Source organism: Streptomyces sp. NBC_00683, assembly GCF_036226745.1.
Taxonomy (GTDB): domain Bacteria; phylum Actinomycetota; class Actinomycetes; order Streptomycetales; family Streptomycetaceae; genus Streptomyces.
In genome coordinates, this window is the sequence record NZ_CP109013.1 from 2,299,369 (window position 1) to 2,317,550 (window position 18,182).

15 protein-coding genes are annotated in these 18,182 nt (G+C 68.8%); 8 read left to right on the forward strand and 7 right to left on the reverse strand.

The genetic code is table 11. The annotated features are described in order from the left end of the window. Positions 1-125 precede the first annotated feature (125 nt). From OG257_RS10050 to OG257_RS10085, 8 genes are all read left to right on the forward strand, one after another. On the forward strand, positions 126-1,148 hold the full coding sequence (locus OG257_RS10050; protein ID WP_329206620.1) for an AraC family transcriptional regulator ligand-binding domain-containing protein: 1,023 nt from the start codon (positions 126-128) through the stop codon (positions 1,146-1,148). A gap of 338 nt (positions 1,149-1,486) precedes the next feature. Then, positions 1,487-2,539, forward strand: coding sequence for a 3-keto-5-aminohexanoate cleavage protein (locus OG257_RS10055; protein ID WP_329206621.1), 1,053 nt, complete (start codon positions 1,487-1,489; stop codon positions 2,537-2,539). Between the two features lie 122 nt (positions 2,540-2,661). After that, positions 2,662-3,636 (forward strand): quinone oxidoreductase family protein, encoded by a 975-nt coding sequence (locus OG257_RS10060; RefSeq protein WP_329206622.1) that lies wholly within the window; start codon positions 2,662-2,664, stop codon positions 3,634-3,636. Between the two features lie 48 nt (positions 3,637-3,684). Then, the gene (locus OG257_RS10065; protein WP_329206623.1) at positions 3,685-4,599 is read left to right on the forward strand and encodes a TauD/TfdA dioxygenase family protein; all 915 of its coding nucleotides are present in this window, start codon (positions 3,685-3,687) and stop codon (positions 4,597-4,599) included. 103 nt (positions 4,600-4,702) lie between these two features. Continuing rightward, positions 4,703-5,986, forward strand: a complete 1,284-nt coding sequence (locus OG257_RS10070) for an MFS transporter (protein WP_329206624.1) — start codon at positions 4,703-4,705, stop codon at positions 5,984-5,986. Then, positions 5,983-6,561, forward strand: a complete 579-nt coding sequence (locus tag OG257_RS10075; RefSeq protein ID WP_329206625.1) for an RBBP9/YdeN family alpha/beta hydrolase — start codon at positions 5,983-5,985, stop codon at positions 6,559-6,561. The genes OG257_RS10070 and OG257_RS10075 overlap by 4 nt, the downstream gene beginning before the upstream one ends. 30 nt (positions 6,562-6,591) lie before the next feature. Further along, a complete protein-coding gene (locus OG257_RS10080) occupies positions 6,592-8,580 on the forward strand; it encodes an acetoacetate--CoA ligase (protein ID WP_329206626.1) in 1,989 nt (662 codons plus the stop codon). A gap of 521 nt (positions 8,581-9,101) precedes the next feature. After that, entirely contained in the window at positions 9,102-10,076 is a 975-nt protein-coding gene (locus OG257_RS10085) for a glycosyl hydrolase (protein ID WP_329206627.1), read from the forward strand. 107 nt (positions 10,077-10,183) lie between these two features. Here OG257_RS10085 and OG257_RS10090 read toward each other — a convergent pair whose 3' ends face one another. From OG257_RS10090 to OG257_RS10120, 7 genes are all read right to left on the reverse strand, one after another. Next, positions 10,184-10,861 (reverse strand): alpha/beta fold hydrolase, encoded by a 678-nt coding sequence (locus OG257_RS10090; protein WP_329206628.1) that lies wholly within the window; start codon positions 10,859-10,861, stop codon positions 10,184-10,186. Beyond that, positions 10,858-11,169 carry a hypothetical protein gene (locus tag OG257_RS10095; RefSeq protein ID WP_329206629.1) on the reverse strand — a complete coding sequence of 104 codons (312 nt, stop codon included), beginning with the start codon at positions 11,167-11,169 and terminating at the stop codon, positions 10,858-10,860. The genes OG257_RS10090 and OG257_RS10095 overlap by 4 nt, the downstream gene beginning before the upstream one ends. Before the next feature lie 122 nt (positions 11,170-11,291). After that, positions 11,292-12,350, reverse strand: coding sequence for a LacI family DNA-binding transcriptional regulator (locus OG257_RS10100; RefSeq protein WP_329206631.1), 1,059 nt, complete (start codon positions 12,348-12,350; stop codon positions 11,292-11,294). Continuing rightward, positions 12,343-14,817 (reverse strand): glycoside hydrolase family 2 protein, encoded by a 2,475-nt coding sequence (locus OG257_RS10105; protein ID WP_329206632.1) that lies wholly within the window; start codon positions 14,815-14,817, stop codon positions 12,343-12,345. Before OG257_RS10105 ends, OG257_RS10100 begins: the two co-directional genes overlap by 8 nt. 44 nt (positions 14,818-14,861) lie before the next feature. Beyond that, complete coding sequence (locus OG257_RS10110) at positions 14,862-15,740, reverse strand: carbohydrate ABC transporter permease (protein WP_443054353.1); 879 nt, start codon at positions 15,738-15,740, stop codon at positions 14,862-14,864. Further along, positions 15,737-16,702, reverse strand: a complete 966-nt coding sequence (locus OG257_RS10115; RefSeq protein WP_329206634.1) for a carbohydrate ABC transporter permease — start codon at positions 16,700-16,702, stop codon at positions 15,737-15,739. Before OG257_RS10115 ends, OG257_RS10110 begins: the two co-directional genes overlap by 4 nt. 135 nt (positions 16,703-16,837) lie before the next feature. After that, on the reverse strand, positions 16,838-18,151 hold the full coding sequence (locus OG257_RS10120) for an ABC transporter substrate-binding protein (RefSeq protein ID WP_329206635.1): 1,314 nt from the start codon (positions 18,149-18,151) through the stop codon (positions 16,838-16,840). Positions 18,152-18,182 lie beyond the last annotated feature (31 nt).

The following is an 18,182-nucleotide window of genomic DNA, read 5'->3' on the forward strand; positions in this document are numbered from 1 at the left end:
GCATCGAGCCGGGCGGCCGGTGAACGGACGCCATGCTAGGTCGCACGTTCACACCATGCTTGTCCTGGCGTGACATCTGACTTACCTTTTCGGGACACAGCTCGGGACAGCCTCGGAGGGTACGCATGAAACCCCTGGTCCGCACCGCAGCCCTCAGCGGCTATGTCGAACTGTGCCGCGCGCTGGGCATCGACCCGCAGCCTCTGATGAAAAGCGTGGGCCTGGACACCGCCGCCCTCGCGGTCCAGGACCGGTGGATCTCCGGGGCGGCCGCGGTCCAGGTGCTGGAGCTGTCGGCAGCCGCCTCGGGGCACGAGGACTTCGGCGTGCTGATGGCCGATTTCCGGCGCCTCTCCAACCTCGGCCCCGTCAGCCTGGTCGTACGCGAGGAACCCGACGTACGGAGCGCACTGAGACTGCTGATCCGCCATCAGCACATGTACAACGAGATCCTGAACGCCCAGCTGACGGAGGGCGACGGGCTGGCCACGTTGAGGGTCGACCTGCGGCTCGGCGAGGTGACGGAGAGCAGGCAGGCCACGGACCTGGTCGTCGCCGCCTTCCACCGGATCCTGCGCGGCTTCCTTCACACGCGGTGGCAGCCGCTGTCCGTCTGGTTCAGGCACCCCGCCCCGGAGGACACCGCGACGCACCGACGCACGTTCGGCGAGTCGGTGGAGTTCGATCGCGAGTTCGACGGCATAGTCTTCTACGCCGCCGACCTCGATGCACCCAACGCGATGGCGGACCCGCTGCTGCGGGAGTACGCACACCAGTACTTCGAGGCGATCGCGGTCCCCAAGGACACCACCACCGCGGACCGGGTGCGGGAGCTGATCGAGGTCCTCCTGCCGAGCGGGCGCTGCTCGGTCGAGCAGGTCGCGCGCAGCCTGGGCGTCGACCGGCGCACCGTCCACCGTCATCTGGCCGATTCGGGCGAGACCTTCTCCTCGCTCCTCAACGCCACCCGCATGCATCTCGCCGAGCAGTTCGTCGCGAATCCGCGGCGCTCCCTGACGGAGATCTCCGACCTTCTCGGCTTCTCGTCGCTGAGCGCCTTCTCGCGCTGGTTCCGCGAACAGTTCGGGTGCAGCCCGAGGGCGTGGCGCAGTGGCGGGAACCGGCAGCAACTCCCCGGCCAGGACTGATCCCACGGGCGGCACGTGCCCGGCCGGTCGCGCCGGCTCACGCAGCGTGGCGCACGGGCGATGTCCCCAAATGACAAGTTATCCGTCCCCGCGGGTCAAGCGGGCGCGAGTGTTCGCCCCTACGTTGGCAGCACCGCAGAGACGCGGTCGGCCCCCGGAGAAGAGCCGTACCACCCCCTGTACACGTCCCCTCCGGACCGGTCGAACGTACCCGGGCCGCCCTGCGCCCGCTGTCCCCCGGTGACCCGCATCGATCCTCGCCGGACACCTCATGCCCTGGCATCGCACACGGCGATGCTCCCGGCGAGTGATCACCGATCGCACGAAGGAGACGGACCGTGCACTTCCACGACGACTCACTTTTCCCGGAGAACCAGGAAAAACTGGTGATCCAGGCCGCACCCTACGGGCCGGAGTGGCTGCCCGGGGACGCCGACGACCTTCCCCTGACGATGGACGAGCACGTCCAGGCGGCCGTCGACTGCTACAACGCCGGCGCCACCGTGCTCCACATCCACGTACGCGAGCTCGACGGCAAGGGCTCCAAGCGGATGTCCAAGTTCAACGAGCTCATGGGCCGGCTGCGCGAGGCCGTGCCGGACATGGTGCTGCAGGTCGGCGGCTCGATCTCCTTCGCCCCCGAGGGTGAGGGCGGTGAGGCGAAGTGGCTGAGCTACGACACCCGCCACATGCTGGCCGACCTGGACCCCGCGCCGGACCAGGTGACGATCGCGATCAACACCAGCCAGATGAACATCGTCGAGATCATGAACGACGACGACCTGGAGGGCACGTCGATCGCGAAGCCCGACTACTACAAGGCGTACCGCGACATGGTCGTCGAGGCGGGCCCCGACTTCTACCTGGAGCACCTCAAGCGTCTGGCCGCGAGCGGCATCCAGCCGCACTTCCAGCTCGCCACCCTGGCCCAGCTCGAAACCGTCGAGCGGCTCATCCGGGCCGGTATCCACACGGGCCCGCTGATCCTCAACTACGTGGCGATCGGCGGCGGTTTCGCGGGCCGCCACCCGGCCGACCTCATCGAGTTCGTCCGTCGCGCCCCCGACGGCGCCGTCCTGACCATCGAGAGCTCCATGCGCGCCGTGGCACCCATGAACGCGATCGGCATCGCGCTCGGCGTCCACGTCCGGGTGGGCAACGAGGACAACCTGTGGCGGCGCAAGGGCGAGCGCATGTCCAGCGTCGAGCAGGTCGAGCAGATGGTGCAGATCTCCGAGGCGCTCGGCCGTGACATCGCGACCGGCGCGGAGGCCAGGAAGATCTACAAGCTCGGCGAGACCTACTCGGGCGCCGACGAGACGCTGACCCGCCTCGGCATGGTGCCGAACCGCCGTCCCGGTCAGCGCGGCTTCATGCTGCGCGACTCCTGATCGCGGGGCACGGGACACCCCGCCGCCGCGATTCCCGCGAACCCACAGGGGCCGCCCGGGTCCTCTCCCGGCGCCGGCGGCCCCTGTCTCCCCTCACCTCCCACGAACAACGGAGCACGTTCATGGCGCACGCCATTCGCTTCAAGGAGACCGGTGGTCCCGAGGTCCTGCGCCGGGAAGAGGTCGTCGTCGGCGACCCCGGCCCGGGCGAGGTACGGATCCGGCACGAGGCCGTCGGACTCAACTTCGCGGACACCTACTTCCGCAGCGGTCTGTACCCCGCACCACTGCCCGCCGGGCTCGGTGTCGAGGGCGCCGGTGTGGTCGAGGCGGTGGGCGAGGGCGTCACCCACGTCGCCGAGGGCGACCGGGTCACGTACACCGGCAGCCCGCTCGGTGCCTACAGCACGGAACGGGTCATGCCCGCCGACTCCCTGATCCGGCTGCCGGACGGCATCGGCTTCGAGACCGCCGCCGCGATGACCATGCGCGGCCTCACCTCCGCGTACCTGCTGCGCAGGATCCACCCGCTGAAGGCAGGCGACACGATCCTGCTGACCGCGGCTGCGGGCGGCGTCGGCCTCATCGTCTGCCAGTGGGCCAAGCTGCTCGGGCTGACCGTCATCGGCACCGTGTCCACCGAGGAGAAGGCCGAGCTCGCCCGCGCCCACGGCTGCGACCACGTCATCCACTACCGGCGCGAGAACGTCGCCGAGCGGGTGCGCGAACTGACCGACGGAGCCGGCGTCCCGGTCGCCTTCGACAGCGTCGGCAGGACCACCTACGCCTCCTCGCTCGCCTCGCTCCGGCGCCGCGGTCTGCTGGTCTGCTTCGGTACGGCCTCCGGACCGGTCCCGCCCATCGATGCCATGCAGCTGGCCGTCAGCGGCTCCCTGTTCGTCACCCGGCCGGCGCTCGCCGACTACATCGCCGACCCCGCGGAGCGGGCCGAACTGGCGGGGGAGCTCTTCGACCACGTGGCCTCCGGACGCATCGCCATCGAGATCAACCAGCGCTACGCGCTCGAGGACGCCGAACAGGCGCACCGCGAGCTGGAGGCGGGACGGACCACGGGATCGTCCGTCTTCGTCCTCTGAACCCCTGGCGGCTCACGCGCACCACCACCCTCTAGAGGAGGAAGCACCATGGAAAAGACTCTCGCCCAGCAGGGGAGCGCGCCCGCGTCGGTGCGCGCCCACTCCCGCGGCTCGATCAAGGTCGAACCACTGACCTGCACCATCGGCGCCGAACTCTCCGGCGTGAACCTCGGCGACGCCTCCCGCGACGACGACCTGTTCGCCGAGATCAGGGCCCTGCTCCTGCAGCACAAGGTGCTGTTCCTGCGGGACCAGGACATCACGCGCGCCGAACACGTCGCCTTCGCCGAGCGCTTCGGCGCACTGGAGGACCACCCGGTCGCCGGCAGCGACCCCGAACACCCCGGTCTCGTACGGATCTACAAGGACCTGGACAGTACGCCGGAGCACTACGAGAACGCGCTGCACACCGACGCCACCTGGCGTGAGAACCCGCCCATGGGCGCCGTGCTGCGCTGCGTCGAGACGCCCCCGGTGGGCGGCGACACGATCTGGGTCAACATGGCCGAGGCCCACCGCCGGCTCCCGGAGCACGTCAGGACCCAGATCCAGGGACTGCGGGCGCGGCACAGCATCGAGGCCACCTTCGGCGCCGCCATGCCGCAGGAGAAGCGTCACGCGCTCAAGGCACAGTTCCCCGACGCGGAACACCCGGTGGTGCGCACCCACCCCGAGACCGGCGAACAGATCCTCTTCGTCAACGCCTTCACGACGCACTTCGTCAACTACCACACGCCCGGAAACGTGCGCTTCGGGCAGGACTACGCCCCCGGCGCGGGCCTCCTCCTGAACTACCTGATCAGCCAGGCCGCGGTCCCCGAGTACCAGGTGCGCTGGCGCTGGACGCCGAACAGCGTCGCCATCTGGGACAACCGCTCCACCCAGCACTACGCCGTCCAGGACTACTGGCCCGCCGTCCGCCGGATGGAGCGCGCCGGGATCGTCGGCGACGGAACGTTCTGACCTTTCCTTTCCTTCACGAGCAGTCGAGGTGATGACAATGGGGTTTCTCACCACTGCGGAACCCGCCCCGGGCAGAACCGTTTCCGGTTCCTCGGAGTGGCCCGTGTCCCGGCGCTACGCCTGGGTCGTCTTTGCACTGAGTTTCGGACTCCTGCTCTCGGACTACATGTCCCGGCAGGTCCTCAACGCCGTCTTCCCGATGCTGAAGGCCGAATGGCTGCTCTCGGACGCCCGACTGGGCTCCCTCAGCGGCGTCGTGGCCCTGATGGTCGGTCTGCTCACCGTTCCCCTCTCCCTGCTGGCCGACCGATGGGGCAGGGTGAGGTCCCTGGTCATCGCGGCGACCTTGTGGAGCCTGGCGACCCTGGGCTGCGCGGTCGCGGCGAGCTACGGCCAGATGTTCGTCGGCCGCCTCCTCGTCGGCATCGGTGAGGCCGCGTACGGCAGTGTCGGCATAGCCGTCGTCCTGAGCGTCTTCCCGCGCGCCCTGCGGGCGACCCTCTCCGGGGCCTTCATCGCCGGCGGGGCCTTCGGCTCGGTCCTGGGCATGTCCGTCGGCGGCGCCGTGGCACAGGCGCACGGCTGGCGCTGGGCGTTCGCCGTGATGGGCATCTTCGGTCTGGTGCTCGCGGGCATCTACGCCGTCGTGGTCACGGAGAAGCGGCTGACTCCGAGGCAGGATCCGCCCCAGGTCGAGACCGCCACCGACCCGCCGGCCCCTCTCCGCGTGCTCCTCCCCCGGCTGTTCTCCTCCGTCTCGGTGGTCAGCGCCTACATCGGCAGCGGTCTGCAGCTGTTCACCGCGGGCGCCCTGATCGCCTGGCTGCCCAGCTACTTCAACCGCTACTACGACATGCCGACCGCGAAGGCCGGGGCGACCGCCGGACTCTTCGCCCTGGTGATCGGAATCGGCATGGTCGCCGGCGGAATCGCCTCGGACCGGATCAGCCGGCGCGCCCCGATCCGTAAGTGGGCCGTCGCCATCAGCTGCAGTGTGGGCTCCCTCGTCCTGCTGATGACCGCGTTCCGCCTGCCGACCGGTCCGCTACAGCTGCTGGTCCTGGCGCTGGGAGCCCTGCTGTGCGCCGGAACGGCCGGGCCGGGTGCCGCCATGGTGGCGAACCTGACCCCCGCGGCCATCGCCGCGACGGCATTCGCCACGCTCACGCTGGCCCAGAGCCTGCTCGGGCTGGCACCCGGCCCGGCCGTCACCGGCGCACTCGCTGACCGGCTCGGTCTGCTCGGCGCGCTCCAGCTCGTCCCGCTCGTGGCGATCGCGGCCACCGGAGCCTTCCTGGTCGGCCGCCACCACTACGAACGTGATCTGCGCCGTCTGACCGGACTCGCCCCGGTGGCGGGGCCGAAGGAATCGGAGTTGCCCTCATGAGCACTACCACCGAGCCGGTCGTCGTGATCGTCCCCGGCCTGCGCGACCACGTCGAGGAACACTGGCAGACCCTGCTGGCGAACCGGCTCACCGAGGCGGGCCGCACGGTCCGTACCGTTCCCCCGCTGACGCAGGACCAGCTCGGTCGCGGGGCCCGTGTGGCCGCGCTGGACAAGGTGATGGGCGAGATCGCGGGACCGGTGGTACTGGTCGCCCACAGCGCCGGTGTGATCACCACCGTCCACTGGTCCCAGCAGCACGAGGCCCAGGTGAAGGGGGCGCTGCTGGTGACACCGCCGGACTTCGAGAAGCCGCTGCCGGAGGGCTACCCCACCCCCGAGGTGCTCGACGAGAACGGCTGGACACCCGTGCCCCGCTCCCCGCTGCCCTTCCCCTGCATCGTCGCGGCCAGCTCGAACGACCCCTTGGGCTCCGTCGAACGCGTCGCCGAGCTGGCCCGGAACTGGGGCGGCCGCCTCGTGGAACTCGGCGAGGTCGGCCACCTCAATCCCGCATCCGGCCACGGCCCGTGGCCACGCGCCGAAGAACTGCTCCGCGAACTCGAACCGAGCTGATCCACCGTGCAGCCCCCGCGAAAGGCAACGATGAACCCCGACACCGACCTGCTGTGGTCTCCCGGTCGGCGCGAGTTGGAGGACTCCAACGTCGCGTGCTTCATGGAATGGGTGAGCGAGGTGCGGGGGCTGCACTTCTCCGACTACGCCGAGCTGTGGCGGTGGAGCTCCACCGATCTGCCCGGCTTCTGGTCGGCGGTATGGGAGTTCTACGGGCTGGACGCGGTCACCCGGTACGACGAGGTGCTGGGTGACGCGTCGATGCCGGGCGCCGTCTGGTTCCCCGGTGCCCGGCTGAACTTCGCCGAGCGGTGCTTCGCCCAGGCCACGGACGCCCGCCCGGCGCTGATCAGCGTGGCCGAGGCAGGCACACCGGTGGAGACTTCGTGGCAGGAGCTGCGCCGCCAGGTCGCGGACGTCGCGGCGGCCTTGCGCCGCATGGGAGTGGGGCCCGGCGACTGCGTGGCCGCGTACCTTCCCAACCTCCCGCAGACCGTCGTCGCCCTGCTGGCCACGGCCGCCGTCGGCGCCGTATGGACGGCGTGCTCACCGGACTTCGGCACGCCCAGCGTGCTCGCCCGGCTGCGGCAGGCGCAGCCGGCCGTCCTCGTGGCCGCGGACGGATACCACTACGGAGGCAAGGCCTACGACAGGCGCCCGGAAGTCGCCGAGCTCGTGGACGGACTGCCCACCCTCCGCCACGTACTCGCGGTCGACAACCTCTTCCCCACCCCGACCGAGCCGTGGTCGGCGCGGCCCGGGATCGAACAGCACGCCTGGTCCGCGCTGCCGGCCGCCGAGTCGCCACTGGAATTCGCCGATGTGTCCTTCGACCACCCGCTGTGGATCCTGTGGTCATCGGGGACGACCGGGATACCCAAGGGCATCGTCCAAGGTCACGGCGGCATCGTGGTCGAACTGCTCAAGGCACTCGGCCTGGGCGCGGATCTGCGCGCCGACGACCGCTACCTCTTCATCACGTCCACGAGCTGGATGGTCTGGAACTTCCTGGTCGGCGGCCTGCTGCACGGCAGCACGATCATCCTGTACGACGGCAGTCCCACCTTTCCCGACGTCAACGGGGCCCTGCGGATCGCCGAACAGACCGGCGCCACCGTGGTCGGCGTCGGCGCCGCCTATCTCACCGCCGTGGAGAAGGCGGACACGCAACCCGCGGCCGAACTCGGTCTCGGGCGACTGCGTTCCCTGCTCCAGACCGGATCGTCCCTGCCTCCCAGCACCTGGCGGTGGGTCTACGACCGGCTCGCGCCGGGCGTCTGGCTGCAGTCGATCTGCGGCGGTACCGACATCTGCTCGGTGCTCGCCGGAGGTTCTGCCCTGCTGCCCGTAAGGGTGGGCCGGATCCAGTGCCCGGCGCTCGGCGTCCCGCTGGCCTCCTGGGACCCCGACGGGCGCCCGCTGACAGGTGAACAGGGCGAGCTGGTGGTGACAGGGCCGCTGCCGTCCATGCCCCTCCACTTCGTCGGCGACCCCGACGGCAGTCGCTACCGGGCCGGCTACTTCGACACCTACCCCGGCATCTGGCGGCACGGCGACTGGGTCACTGTCGACGCGGACCTGTCGGTCGTCGTCGCCGGCCGCTCCGACTCCACACTGAACCGCATGGGCGTACGGATGGGCTCCGCCGACATCTACGCAGTCGTCGAGCAGTTCCCCGAAGTCGCCGACAGCCTCGTCATCGGTGTGGAACAGCCTGACGGCGGCTACTTCATGCCCCTGTTCGTGGTGACCGCCGGGGGCACGGCACTCGACCGCGGACTGCGCGAGCGGCTGGCCGGAGCGATCAAGCGCCAGTTGTCGCCGCGCCATGTGCCCGACGTGATCGTGCAGATCCCCGCTGTCCCGCGCACGCTCACCGGCAAGAAGCTCGAAGTACCCGTCAAGCGCATTCTGCAGGGTTCCGCAGTCACCGACGTCAGCAGCGAAGGATCAGTGACCGACTTCGAGATGCTGGCCTGGTTCGCGGACTTCGCGGCCCGTTCGGCAGGGGACAGCTGAACGCACCGGTCTGACGCGGGTGACTGCCTGCACGCGGCAACGCGGCGGCCACCGCGGTGACATCCATCGGCGACCCCGAGTCCGAGCTGTGCAAGACCCATCAGCGCTGCGGCCCGACTCCTTCCCGCCGCACCCGCACCGCTCCCGGCCGCTCCCGCGTCCGCATCGCACCGCGGACACCTCGACCGATCCACCTCTTCCGGACCACCCGAAAAGCGTGACGCCCGGGACCGATGCAGCGGTTACTCCGGTGCGCGGTTCGGCGGCGCGGTGCGACAGGAGCGGGCCCACCGGTACGCGGTTCCATCCGTAATGCGAACTGCACATTGAGGACAAGCGGCGAAAACTGTGGCACGTTTAGGAAACGTTAAGTAAATTATGTCGTTTGCTGGCAATGAAGGGCGACGGGAACCGTTGACGGGAACCGGAAATTCCGAGACCTTCATGGCGTCAAGCATTTCCGTTCCATCGCGAAAGCTGGGATGCCCGTGAGAAGAACTCAACGCTTTGCCACTTCCGCCATGACCGCTGCAGCCGTGTTCACAGCATTATTCACCTGGCCGGCAGCGGAATCTGCGCAAGCGTTCCCCGCGACCCCCAAGCAGACCGTGGTGAATTATCTGCAGACAATCTCCGGAAACAACATCGTTTCCGGGCAGCACAACAAGGAGCCTGCGTCGGCTCCCGGGCAGTACACGCAACAGGTCAAGGACGTCACCGGGCAGTACCCCGGCTTGTGGGGCGGCGACCTGATGTTCAACGCCGCGGACGTCGCCAATCGCCAGCGCGTGGTGGACCAGGCGAAGACCGAGTGGGCCAACGGGTCACTGGTCTCCCTGACCTGGCATGCCTGTCCGCCGACCGGCGGAAGCACGTGTGCGTTCGAGGGTGGCGTCAAGTCGAACATATCGAACACGCAGTTCTCGCAGATCGTCACCAACGGCAGCGCCCTGAACACCACGTGGAAGCGGCGTCTCGACGAGGTCGCCCCTTACCTGCAACAGCTGAAGAACGCGGGAATCCCCGTTCTCTTCCGCCCGTTCCACGAGATGAACGAATCGTGGAACTGGTGGGGCAACCGACCGGGGACCAACGGAAGCGCGCGGCTGTTCCAGATCACGCGTGACTACCTCGCGGGAACCAAGGGGCTGGACAATCTCATCTGGGTATGGAACGTGCAGGACAACCCGGCCGGCGGGTGGAGTAATTACTACCCCGGAAATCAGTACGCCGATGTCGTCTCACTCGACGTCTGGTACAAGAGCCACCCGAGTTCCGCCGATTACCAGCAGATGAGGAACATCGCCGGGACAAAACCCATGGCCATCGGGGAAATCGGCAAGATGCCGACCGCCACGATGCTGCAGAACCAGCCGCAATGGGCATGGTTCATGATGTGGTCCGAGCATCTGCGCGGGAACAACACCAACGCCGAGATCCAAGCGGCGTACTTCCATCCCCGCGTTCTGAACCAGGGCGAGGTCAGCCTCCCCTGAGGCCACTGTCGCCATCGTCGGCCCCGACTCACGGATCACGATTCGGGCCGGGCCGGGCCGGACGGGCCCGGCACCTGTTCTTCTTGACGGCAAGCGGCCGGGTGCGGTCACAGCCATCCGGACAGCCCGTGGAGAAAGCCGACCGGATCGTCACGGTGGACGGTGTGCCCCGCACCGTCCACCGTCCGCGTGTGCCAGCCCCGGCGGCGCAGCGTAGCGGCCGCGACCGGTGGAATCCGCTCGCTGGGATCAGCGAGCAGCACCAGGGAGGGTACGGCCGGGGCCGTGGGCAGGCCGGGCAAGTGCATCAGGGCGGCGACGGAACTCGGGTCCCAGGTTGCCAGGGCCCGATGCTCGGCGGTGATGTCGTCGTCGTGCCAGCGCGGGTGCGCGGCCCGCAACTCCTGCCAGGTGGCGTGCTTGACGGCGCGCAGGGCGGCCAGGTCCCGGGGCCGGCTCACCCATGCGGGGTCGCAGTGGATGGCGCGGGCACAGCGCAATCGGGGTAGAGCGGTCAGCAGTGCGGCGGAGCCGAGTGAGTGGCCGATGGCGAGGTCGGGGGCCGGGGGCAGGGTTTCGAGCAGGTCGGCGGCCAGGACGGCGGGAGTGTAGTTCTCGCCGTGGCCACTTGCGCCGTGACCGCGCAGGTCGACGGCGATGACCCGGTAGCCGCGGTCGGCGACAGCGGGTGCGACGCGGTTCCATGTACGTGAGTCCGTCATGATGCCGTGCACCAGTACGGCTGTGCGGGGTCCGCTCCCCCACACTCTGGTCGCGAGCATCATGAGGCGGCGCCCAGGGGAACCCGCGCGCGGTGCGGGGCGCTGAGCGGCACCCCGGCCGCTTCCTCCCGGTCATGCCCGTCCAGACTCGCCTCCCCCAGTTCTCCGACCGGGGCAGCGGCCACGGCAGCCGCCAGGTCAGGGCTGCCGGGCAGGTCGGAGAGAAGCGACGGCGCGGCGCGGTGCGCGCCGAACCACAGCTCGGCCTGCGGTTCACCGTCGGGTCGCTGCCCGAGAAGAGCGGGGATCGCGGTGCGTGACCCCCAGGGACAGGCGCGTGCGACGGGGCTGAGGAGAGAGAGTGCGGTCACGGGGCGCTCCGGAGAGGGGGGTTGAGGACGGGGTGAGCCGCCCTTGTCGGGCGAGGGCGGCTCACCGGTGCCGGGCACGGGTCAGGGCAGTCGTGCCCGGGACGCTGCTGCAGCCATCGTCGTCAGTCGGTGGGTTCCCGTGGGGGTGCGCTGCTGCCGCGGGGCATCAGTACGGGCTGCGCCACCGGGCCGGACGACAGGTCGCGGCGGTGGACGACGTCGAACAGCCGACGGGTCACGTCGGCGCCGAAACCGAACACGTCATGGCTCATGGCGGAGAGGGTCGGGTGGGTGAGTTGGCACAACTGGGAGTCGTCCCAGGCGATCAGGCTCACGTCCCTCGGGACGCTCAGACCCATCTCGGCGGCGACGGACAGGCCCGCGACCGCCATGATGTCGTTGTCGTAGACGATGGCCGTGGGGCGGTGCGGGGAGGCCAGCAGCGATCGGGTCGCCCGGGCGCCCTGGTCGCCGGAATAGTCGGTGGTGACGCTTCGGGCCGACTCCAGCCCGAGTTCGGCCACGATCGTGTTCATCGCGGCGGTCCGGATGATGGTGTGGCCGAGTGACGGATGGCCGCCCACCCGTGCGATCCGTTTGTGCCCGAGGGCAGCGAGGTAGCGCACCGCCTCATGCACGGCAGCCTCGTCATCGGTCCATACCGAGGTGAACCCGCCGGTCAGAGACGGGTGGCCGACCGCGACGGCCGGTAGCCCGATCGCCGCCAGTTCGGTGACCCGGGGGTCGTTCTGCTGGATGTCGACGAGGATGGAACCGGCGATCCGGCGCGACTGCCACCACTCGCGGTGAACGGCTATCTCCTGGGTGGCGTCGCGCACCAGGTGGAGGAGCAGCGAGCACCGGTGTTCTTCGAGGACGGACTCGACCCCGGAGATGAACTCCATGTAGAACGGCTCGAGCCCGAGTTGCCGTGCGGGCCGGGCGATGACCAGGCCGACGGTGTCCGCAGCTCCGGTCGCGGATCCGGACAGCTTGATCGCGGTCTGGCTCGGCACCCAGCCCAGCTCGGTGACCGCCGCCATGATGCGTTCACGGGTGGCTTCCGAGACGCCGGGACGGTTGTTGAACGCCAGGGACACCGCTCCTCGGGACACCCCGGCCCGGGCGGCCACATCATTGATGGTGACGCGCCCGGACCGGCGTGCGGGGGCCTCACCCACGGGCGGCCGTCCCGTTGACGCAGAACAGTGCACCGTCTGCACTCTGTGCGGTGGGCTGTTCCCAGCCGGTCACCCGCCAGGTGAAGGTTTCGCCGGGCAGCAGTGTGACCCGGCCGTGATCGGTGCGGGCGTCCGGGGCCAGCCGGTCGGCCTGCAGCACCAGGTCCCGCACGAGTCCGGCGGCGGTGACGGTGATCGCCACACCGCTCTCGCCGTCCGCGCTCACGCGGACATCGTAGGAGGCGGCCGGGTAGGCGAATTCACGGTCAGGGCAGGCGAAGTGCACCGCACGCAAGCCGTCCGCATCGGCTATGAGGAACTCCCGGTGTGCGTCGCCGAACTCGGTGACCGAACGGGGCAGCGCCTCCAGGGCCACGCTGCGTCCTGCGGCCTTGAGCGTGACCTCGGCGCTGGCCAGCACCGTTCCGTCGGCTCCGACCCGGCGGACCGTGGCGGTGGTGTCCCAGGTGGCGGCGCTCTGGTTGCAGCCCGCGAGCACCAGGGCGCCGTCCCGGTCCTGGACCGTCAGCAGCCGGTCGGCGTACAGACGGCGCATTTCGAAGTACAGCGGCTTGAGCCGGGCGTCACCGTCGATCGCGGCCCAGGAGGTCACCGGCCAGCAGTCGTTGAGCTGCCACAGCACCGTACCGGCGCAACGGGGCCAGTGGGAGCGCCAGTGCTCCACCCCGGTGGCGACGGCGCGTGCCTGGTTCAGTTGGGTCAGGTAGTGCCAGGTGTCGAAGTCGGCCGGCTGGGTGAAGTGGTGGGCGAGCCCCCGGTTCAGCTTGCCGTTGCCGTCCTCCGCCTTCTGGTGGTGCAGCATGCCGGGGGAATCGGCGGTCAGCGGCCGTTCGGACAGAGCGCGTTCCAGGGTGGCGTGGGCCGGCGGGGCCTGCCAGCCGAACTCCGCGACGAAGCGGGGAATCGCGGTGAGGTAGTCGCTGTAGTCGCGGCGGTTCCACACCTCCCACGAGTGTGCGGTGCCGTGGTCGGGGTCATTCGGAGTGTGGTTCCACGATCCGGACCAGGGGCTGCCCGCCCAGTAGGGTCGCGTCGGGTCCGTCTGCGCCACGATGCGGGGCAGCAGGCCGAGGTAGTAGCCCTCTCCCCAGGACGTTCCGGCGAGTTCCTGCTCCCACTCCCAGTCGGCGAATCCCCAGAGGTTCTCGTTGTTGCCGTTCCACAGCACCAGCGAGGGGTGGGGCATCAGGCGGGCCACGTTCTCACGTGCCTCGGCCTCGATCTCGGAGCGCAGCGGCTGCTCCTCCGGATAGGCGGCGCAGGCGAAGAGGAAGTCCTGCCAGACCATCAGGCCCATTTCGTCGCAGATGTCGTAGAAGGCCCGGTCCTCGTAGATCCCGCCGCCCCAAACGCGTACCAGGTCCACACCCGCGTCCGCGGCCTGGGTGAGACGGGTGCGATAGCGGTCAGCGGAAACGCGGCTGGGAAAGACATCGTCGGGTATCCAGTTCACCCCCCGGGCGAAGACCGGAGTGCCGTTGACGACCAGGGTGAAGGCGCTTCCGTGCACGTCCTGGGACGTGTCGAGTTCGATCGTGCGGAAGCCTATGCGTCGCTCCCATGCGTCGAGGGTACGGCCGTCGTTGTCGTCCCTGAGGGCGACGGTGCATTCGTACAGTGACTGGTCGCCGTAGCCGCGCGGCCACCACAGCGCCACGTCCGGGGTCTGCACGGTCACCGTGGCGGTCCTGGCCCCGGGCGCGACGGTGACCTCCGAGGAGGTGTCACCGACACCGGCCACCAGGCGCAGGGACCGGTCCTGACCGGCTGTCGTGCGGTCCAGGTCGACGGTGATCTCGACGATGCCGCTCCCGTCGCCTGCGACGGTGACCTGCGGGCGGACCTCGGCGAGTCGGGCTGTGGACCACTGCTCGATGCGCGCCTCGCGCCACACGCCGGCCGTCACCAGGGTGGGGCCCCAGTCCCATCCGAACGAGCAGGCCATCTTGCGTATGTAGTTGAACGGCTCGGGATAGGAGTTGGGCCGCTGCCCCAGCGCCGTCCGGACCGCCTCGGCCTCGGTGTACGCGGAGGTAAAGGCGACTTCGAGCGGCGCCGGACCGTTCGCCAGCAGATCGGTCACGTCGAACCGGTAGGAACGGTGCATGTTCCGTGTGCGCCCCAGCAGCCGGCCGGCGGCGTGGACGGCGGCGACCGTGTCCAGCCCGTCGAAGACCAGGTCGGCCCGCTCGAAGGTGTTGTCGCGCCGCGGCAGTTCGGTCGCGTAGGTCCAGTCGGCGCGGCCCACCCAGGCCGCCTCCGACTCGTTGCGGTCCAGATACGGGTCGGCCAGCAGGTCCGCCGCCATCAGGTCGGTGTGGACGCAGCCGGGCACCTGCGCCGGCACGGTGGTTCCGGCCAGCTGCGGCGGCGTGCCCTCGGGGGTGGCGCGGTCGGTGTTCAGGCGCAGCGTCCAGCCCTGGGACAGCGGCGTGCGGACCTTCATGCGTACTCCTTGAGATGTAGTGCGGGGCGCGATGGGCGGGCAGGTCATTTGGTGGAACCGGCCGCGAAACCGCTGTAGATGAAGCGCTGCAGCGCCAGGAAGACGATCAGGGTGGGCACGATCACGACGATCGTGCCGGCGGAGATGGTCTCCCAGTGGGCTCCGAATGGGCCTTTGAACCGGAACAGGGCGGTGGAGATCGTGCCGAGTTCCGGGTCCGGCATGTAGAGGAAGGGCACGTAGAAGTCGTTGTAGATCGCGATGCCCTTGACGATGACGACGGTGGCGATGGCCGGTCGCAGCATCGGAAGGATGATCTTCCGGTAGATCGTCCAGGAGTTGGCGCCGTCGATGCGTGCGGCCTCGTCCAGGGAGACGGGGATGGACCGGATGAACTGCAGGAAGATGTAGATCGCGACGATGTCCGTGCCGGTGTACAGCAGGATCGGTGCCCAGCGGCTGTTGAAGGCGCCGAGATCGTCGATCACCTGGAACGTCGCGACCTGTGTGGTGACGCTGGGCACCAGCGTGGCCAGCAGGAAGAGGCCCATCACCACCTTCTTGAGGCGGAACTGGAAGCGGTCGATGGCATAGGCGGTCATCGAGCCGATCAGTACCGTCCCCGCGGTGGACACCACGAGGATCAGCGTCGTGTTGCCGAACGCCCGCAGCATCGCACCCTGCTCGATCGCGGTGGCGTAGTTGGCGAAGTTGAACCAGTCGCCGGGCAGCGAGAGCGGTCCACTGTTCGCCACCTCCGACTCGGTCTTGAGCGAGGTCAGCAGAACGACGACAAGAGGAACGAGGACCACTGCCGAAGCCAGGAGCAGTGACAGGTACTTGAGGGCGACGGAGAGCCTGACGGGCACGGTGCGGCCGGCGCGCGCCGTACGCGGGGACGGGGCGGACGTGTCGGTGGTCACGAGAGCTCCACCCTCTCCTCGGGAAACAGCCGGCGCTGGACCCAGGTGATCAGCAGGATCAGGATCAGAAGCACGACGGCCGATGCCGAGGCCAGGCCGACCTTGTCGAACTGGAAGGCCAGCTTGACCGTCTGGATGACGAACGTCTCCGTGCCGTTGGCGCCACCGGTCATGATGTAGGGGATCTCGAAGACGGCCAGGGAACCGGAAACAGCGAGGATGAAACTCAGGCTGATGATCGGCTTGATGCTGGGCGCGATGATGTGCCGGAACTGCTGCCAGCGGTTCGCCCCGTCAAGCTCCGCCGCCTCGTACAGGTGCGGCGGAATGGACTGGATCGCACCGAGGAACAGCACCATGTTCAGGCCCATGAAGCGCCACACCGACACCCCGGCGAGCGAGGGGTTGGCCAGGTCCGGGTCGCCCAGCCACAGGTGCTCGGCCTCCGCCCCGACCAGGCGCAGCAGCGTGTCGAGGGTGCCGTCGGGCTGGAAGAAGTACAGGAACACGAATCCGACGGCCACCCCGTTGATCAGGTAGGGGAAGAACAGCAGGCCCTTGAACAGGTTGCGGTACCGGGTGTTGAAGCTGAGGACCGTGGCGAAGTACAGCGCAAGCGCGATCTGGAGGAACGACGCCGCCAGGTAGAACCCGCTGACGAGAAACACCTCGAACCGCGCGGGCCGTGTCACCAGGTCGGTGTAGTTCTCCCCGCCCACGTAGGAACGCACGGGGCTGATGCCGTCCCAGTCGGTGAAGCTGTAACCGATCATGTCGGCCACCGGCAGGAACGTGAACATCAGCAGCAGCGCCAGGGGCGCGGCCAGGAAGAGCCAGGGGGTCAGGGCCGCGGAACGGCGCCGCCTGCCGGCGCGTGGCCTGCCGGGGGCGGACTCCGGCGGCGGTGTGCTTCGCCGACCGGCGGCCGGCCCCGGGGCACGGGTTTTGTGGGCAACGGTCATCTCATGGTTCCTCGTGGTGGGTTCCCTGTCGGGCGGGCATCGGGGCAGCGGCACGACGAACGGTTCACGCGGTGCCCTGCCCGGGCGGGACGGGCACGCCTGCCGTGGTCGGGGTCTCACCGTGCCGCGGCACGGTCAGCCGCCGAGGGTCTGCTGGGCCTCGGCCCACTTGCCGTTCAGCTCGTCGAAGTAGCTGTCCATGTCCCCGTCGGCCGCGCCCCGGGCGACGTCGACCAGCTTCTGCCGGTAGCCCTGGGCAGTGATGCCGATCTCGGACGCCTTGTCGATCTTGTTGACCTCGACGACGTTCCTCTGGCTCTGCGGAATCAACATGACATCGTTGTCGGAGAACGCCTTGAGCGTGTCCGGCAGCGGAGCGCCCTTGACCGAGGAGATGGACCCTTCACTGGCGGCCTGGCCCGACTTGGTGATGTACCAGTCAAGCCACGCCCGCGCGGCTTCCTTGTTGTCGGAGTGCGCGTTGACCGCGTACTGATAGTCAGGACGCAGCACGGAGCAGAACGTTCCGTCCTTCTGTGCCGGGAACGGCATGAACGCGATGTCGTCGGGGTTCTTCCCTGCGGCCTTCGCACCGGCCCGCATCTGGGAGATCGCCCAGGACCCCAGCCACATCGATGCGACCTTGCCGGATCCGATCTGCGCCTTGGAGTCTTCCCAGTTGGTCGTGGTCGGGTCGGGCTCGGCCAGCTTCTTCTCAACGACCGTGTAGAGGAGCTTGTCGATCGCATACAGGTCCGATCCGCTGCTCCAGGGCTTCTTGGTCTCCGCCAGGGAGTCGTAGGACCCGGAGTCGCAGGAGGGGGAGCCGATGGCGTTCGTCCAGTTGGTGAGGGGCCAGCCGTCCTTGTAGTTCGTGTAGTAGGGGACGGCGTCCGTCTTGGCCTTGACCGTTTCCAGGTCCGCGACGAACTCCTCGGGCGTTACGGGCCAGTCCTTGATGCCGGCCTTCTCCCAGACCGCCTTGTTGTAGACGAACCCGTTCGCCACCCCGATGTTGGCCAGGCCGTAGACCATGCCGTCCACGGTGGCGTGGTCGGTGTAGTCGAACTCCGCCGACAGCTTGGGGGAACCGCCGAGCGGAGCGAAGAAGTTGGGGTACTGCTCGACGGAAAGGGAGTTGGGTATCAGGAGGACGTCACCGTAGTTCTCGGTGTTCATCCGGATCTTGGTCTCGCCCTCGTAGTCGGTCAGGCCCTCGAACTTGACCTTCACGCCCGGGTAGATCTTGTTGAACTCGGCCGCGTACTTCTTCAGCGAGCCGTCGGAGATCTGGTCCGTCCTGTTGGTCAGGACCGTGATGCCGCCCGAGACCTTCGCGGGATCACTCGGTGGAGCCGCGATGTCGCCACTCGCCGCGTCCTCCTGACCACTACACGCTGTGACGGCAACCATGGTCGCAGCCACCAGAACCACACACGCTCTGCGCATTTCATCCACCCCTCACTGCACGACTTCCGGC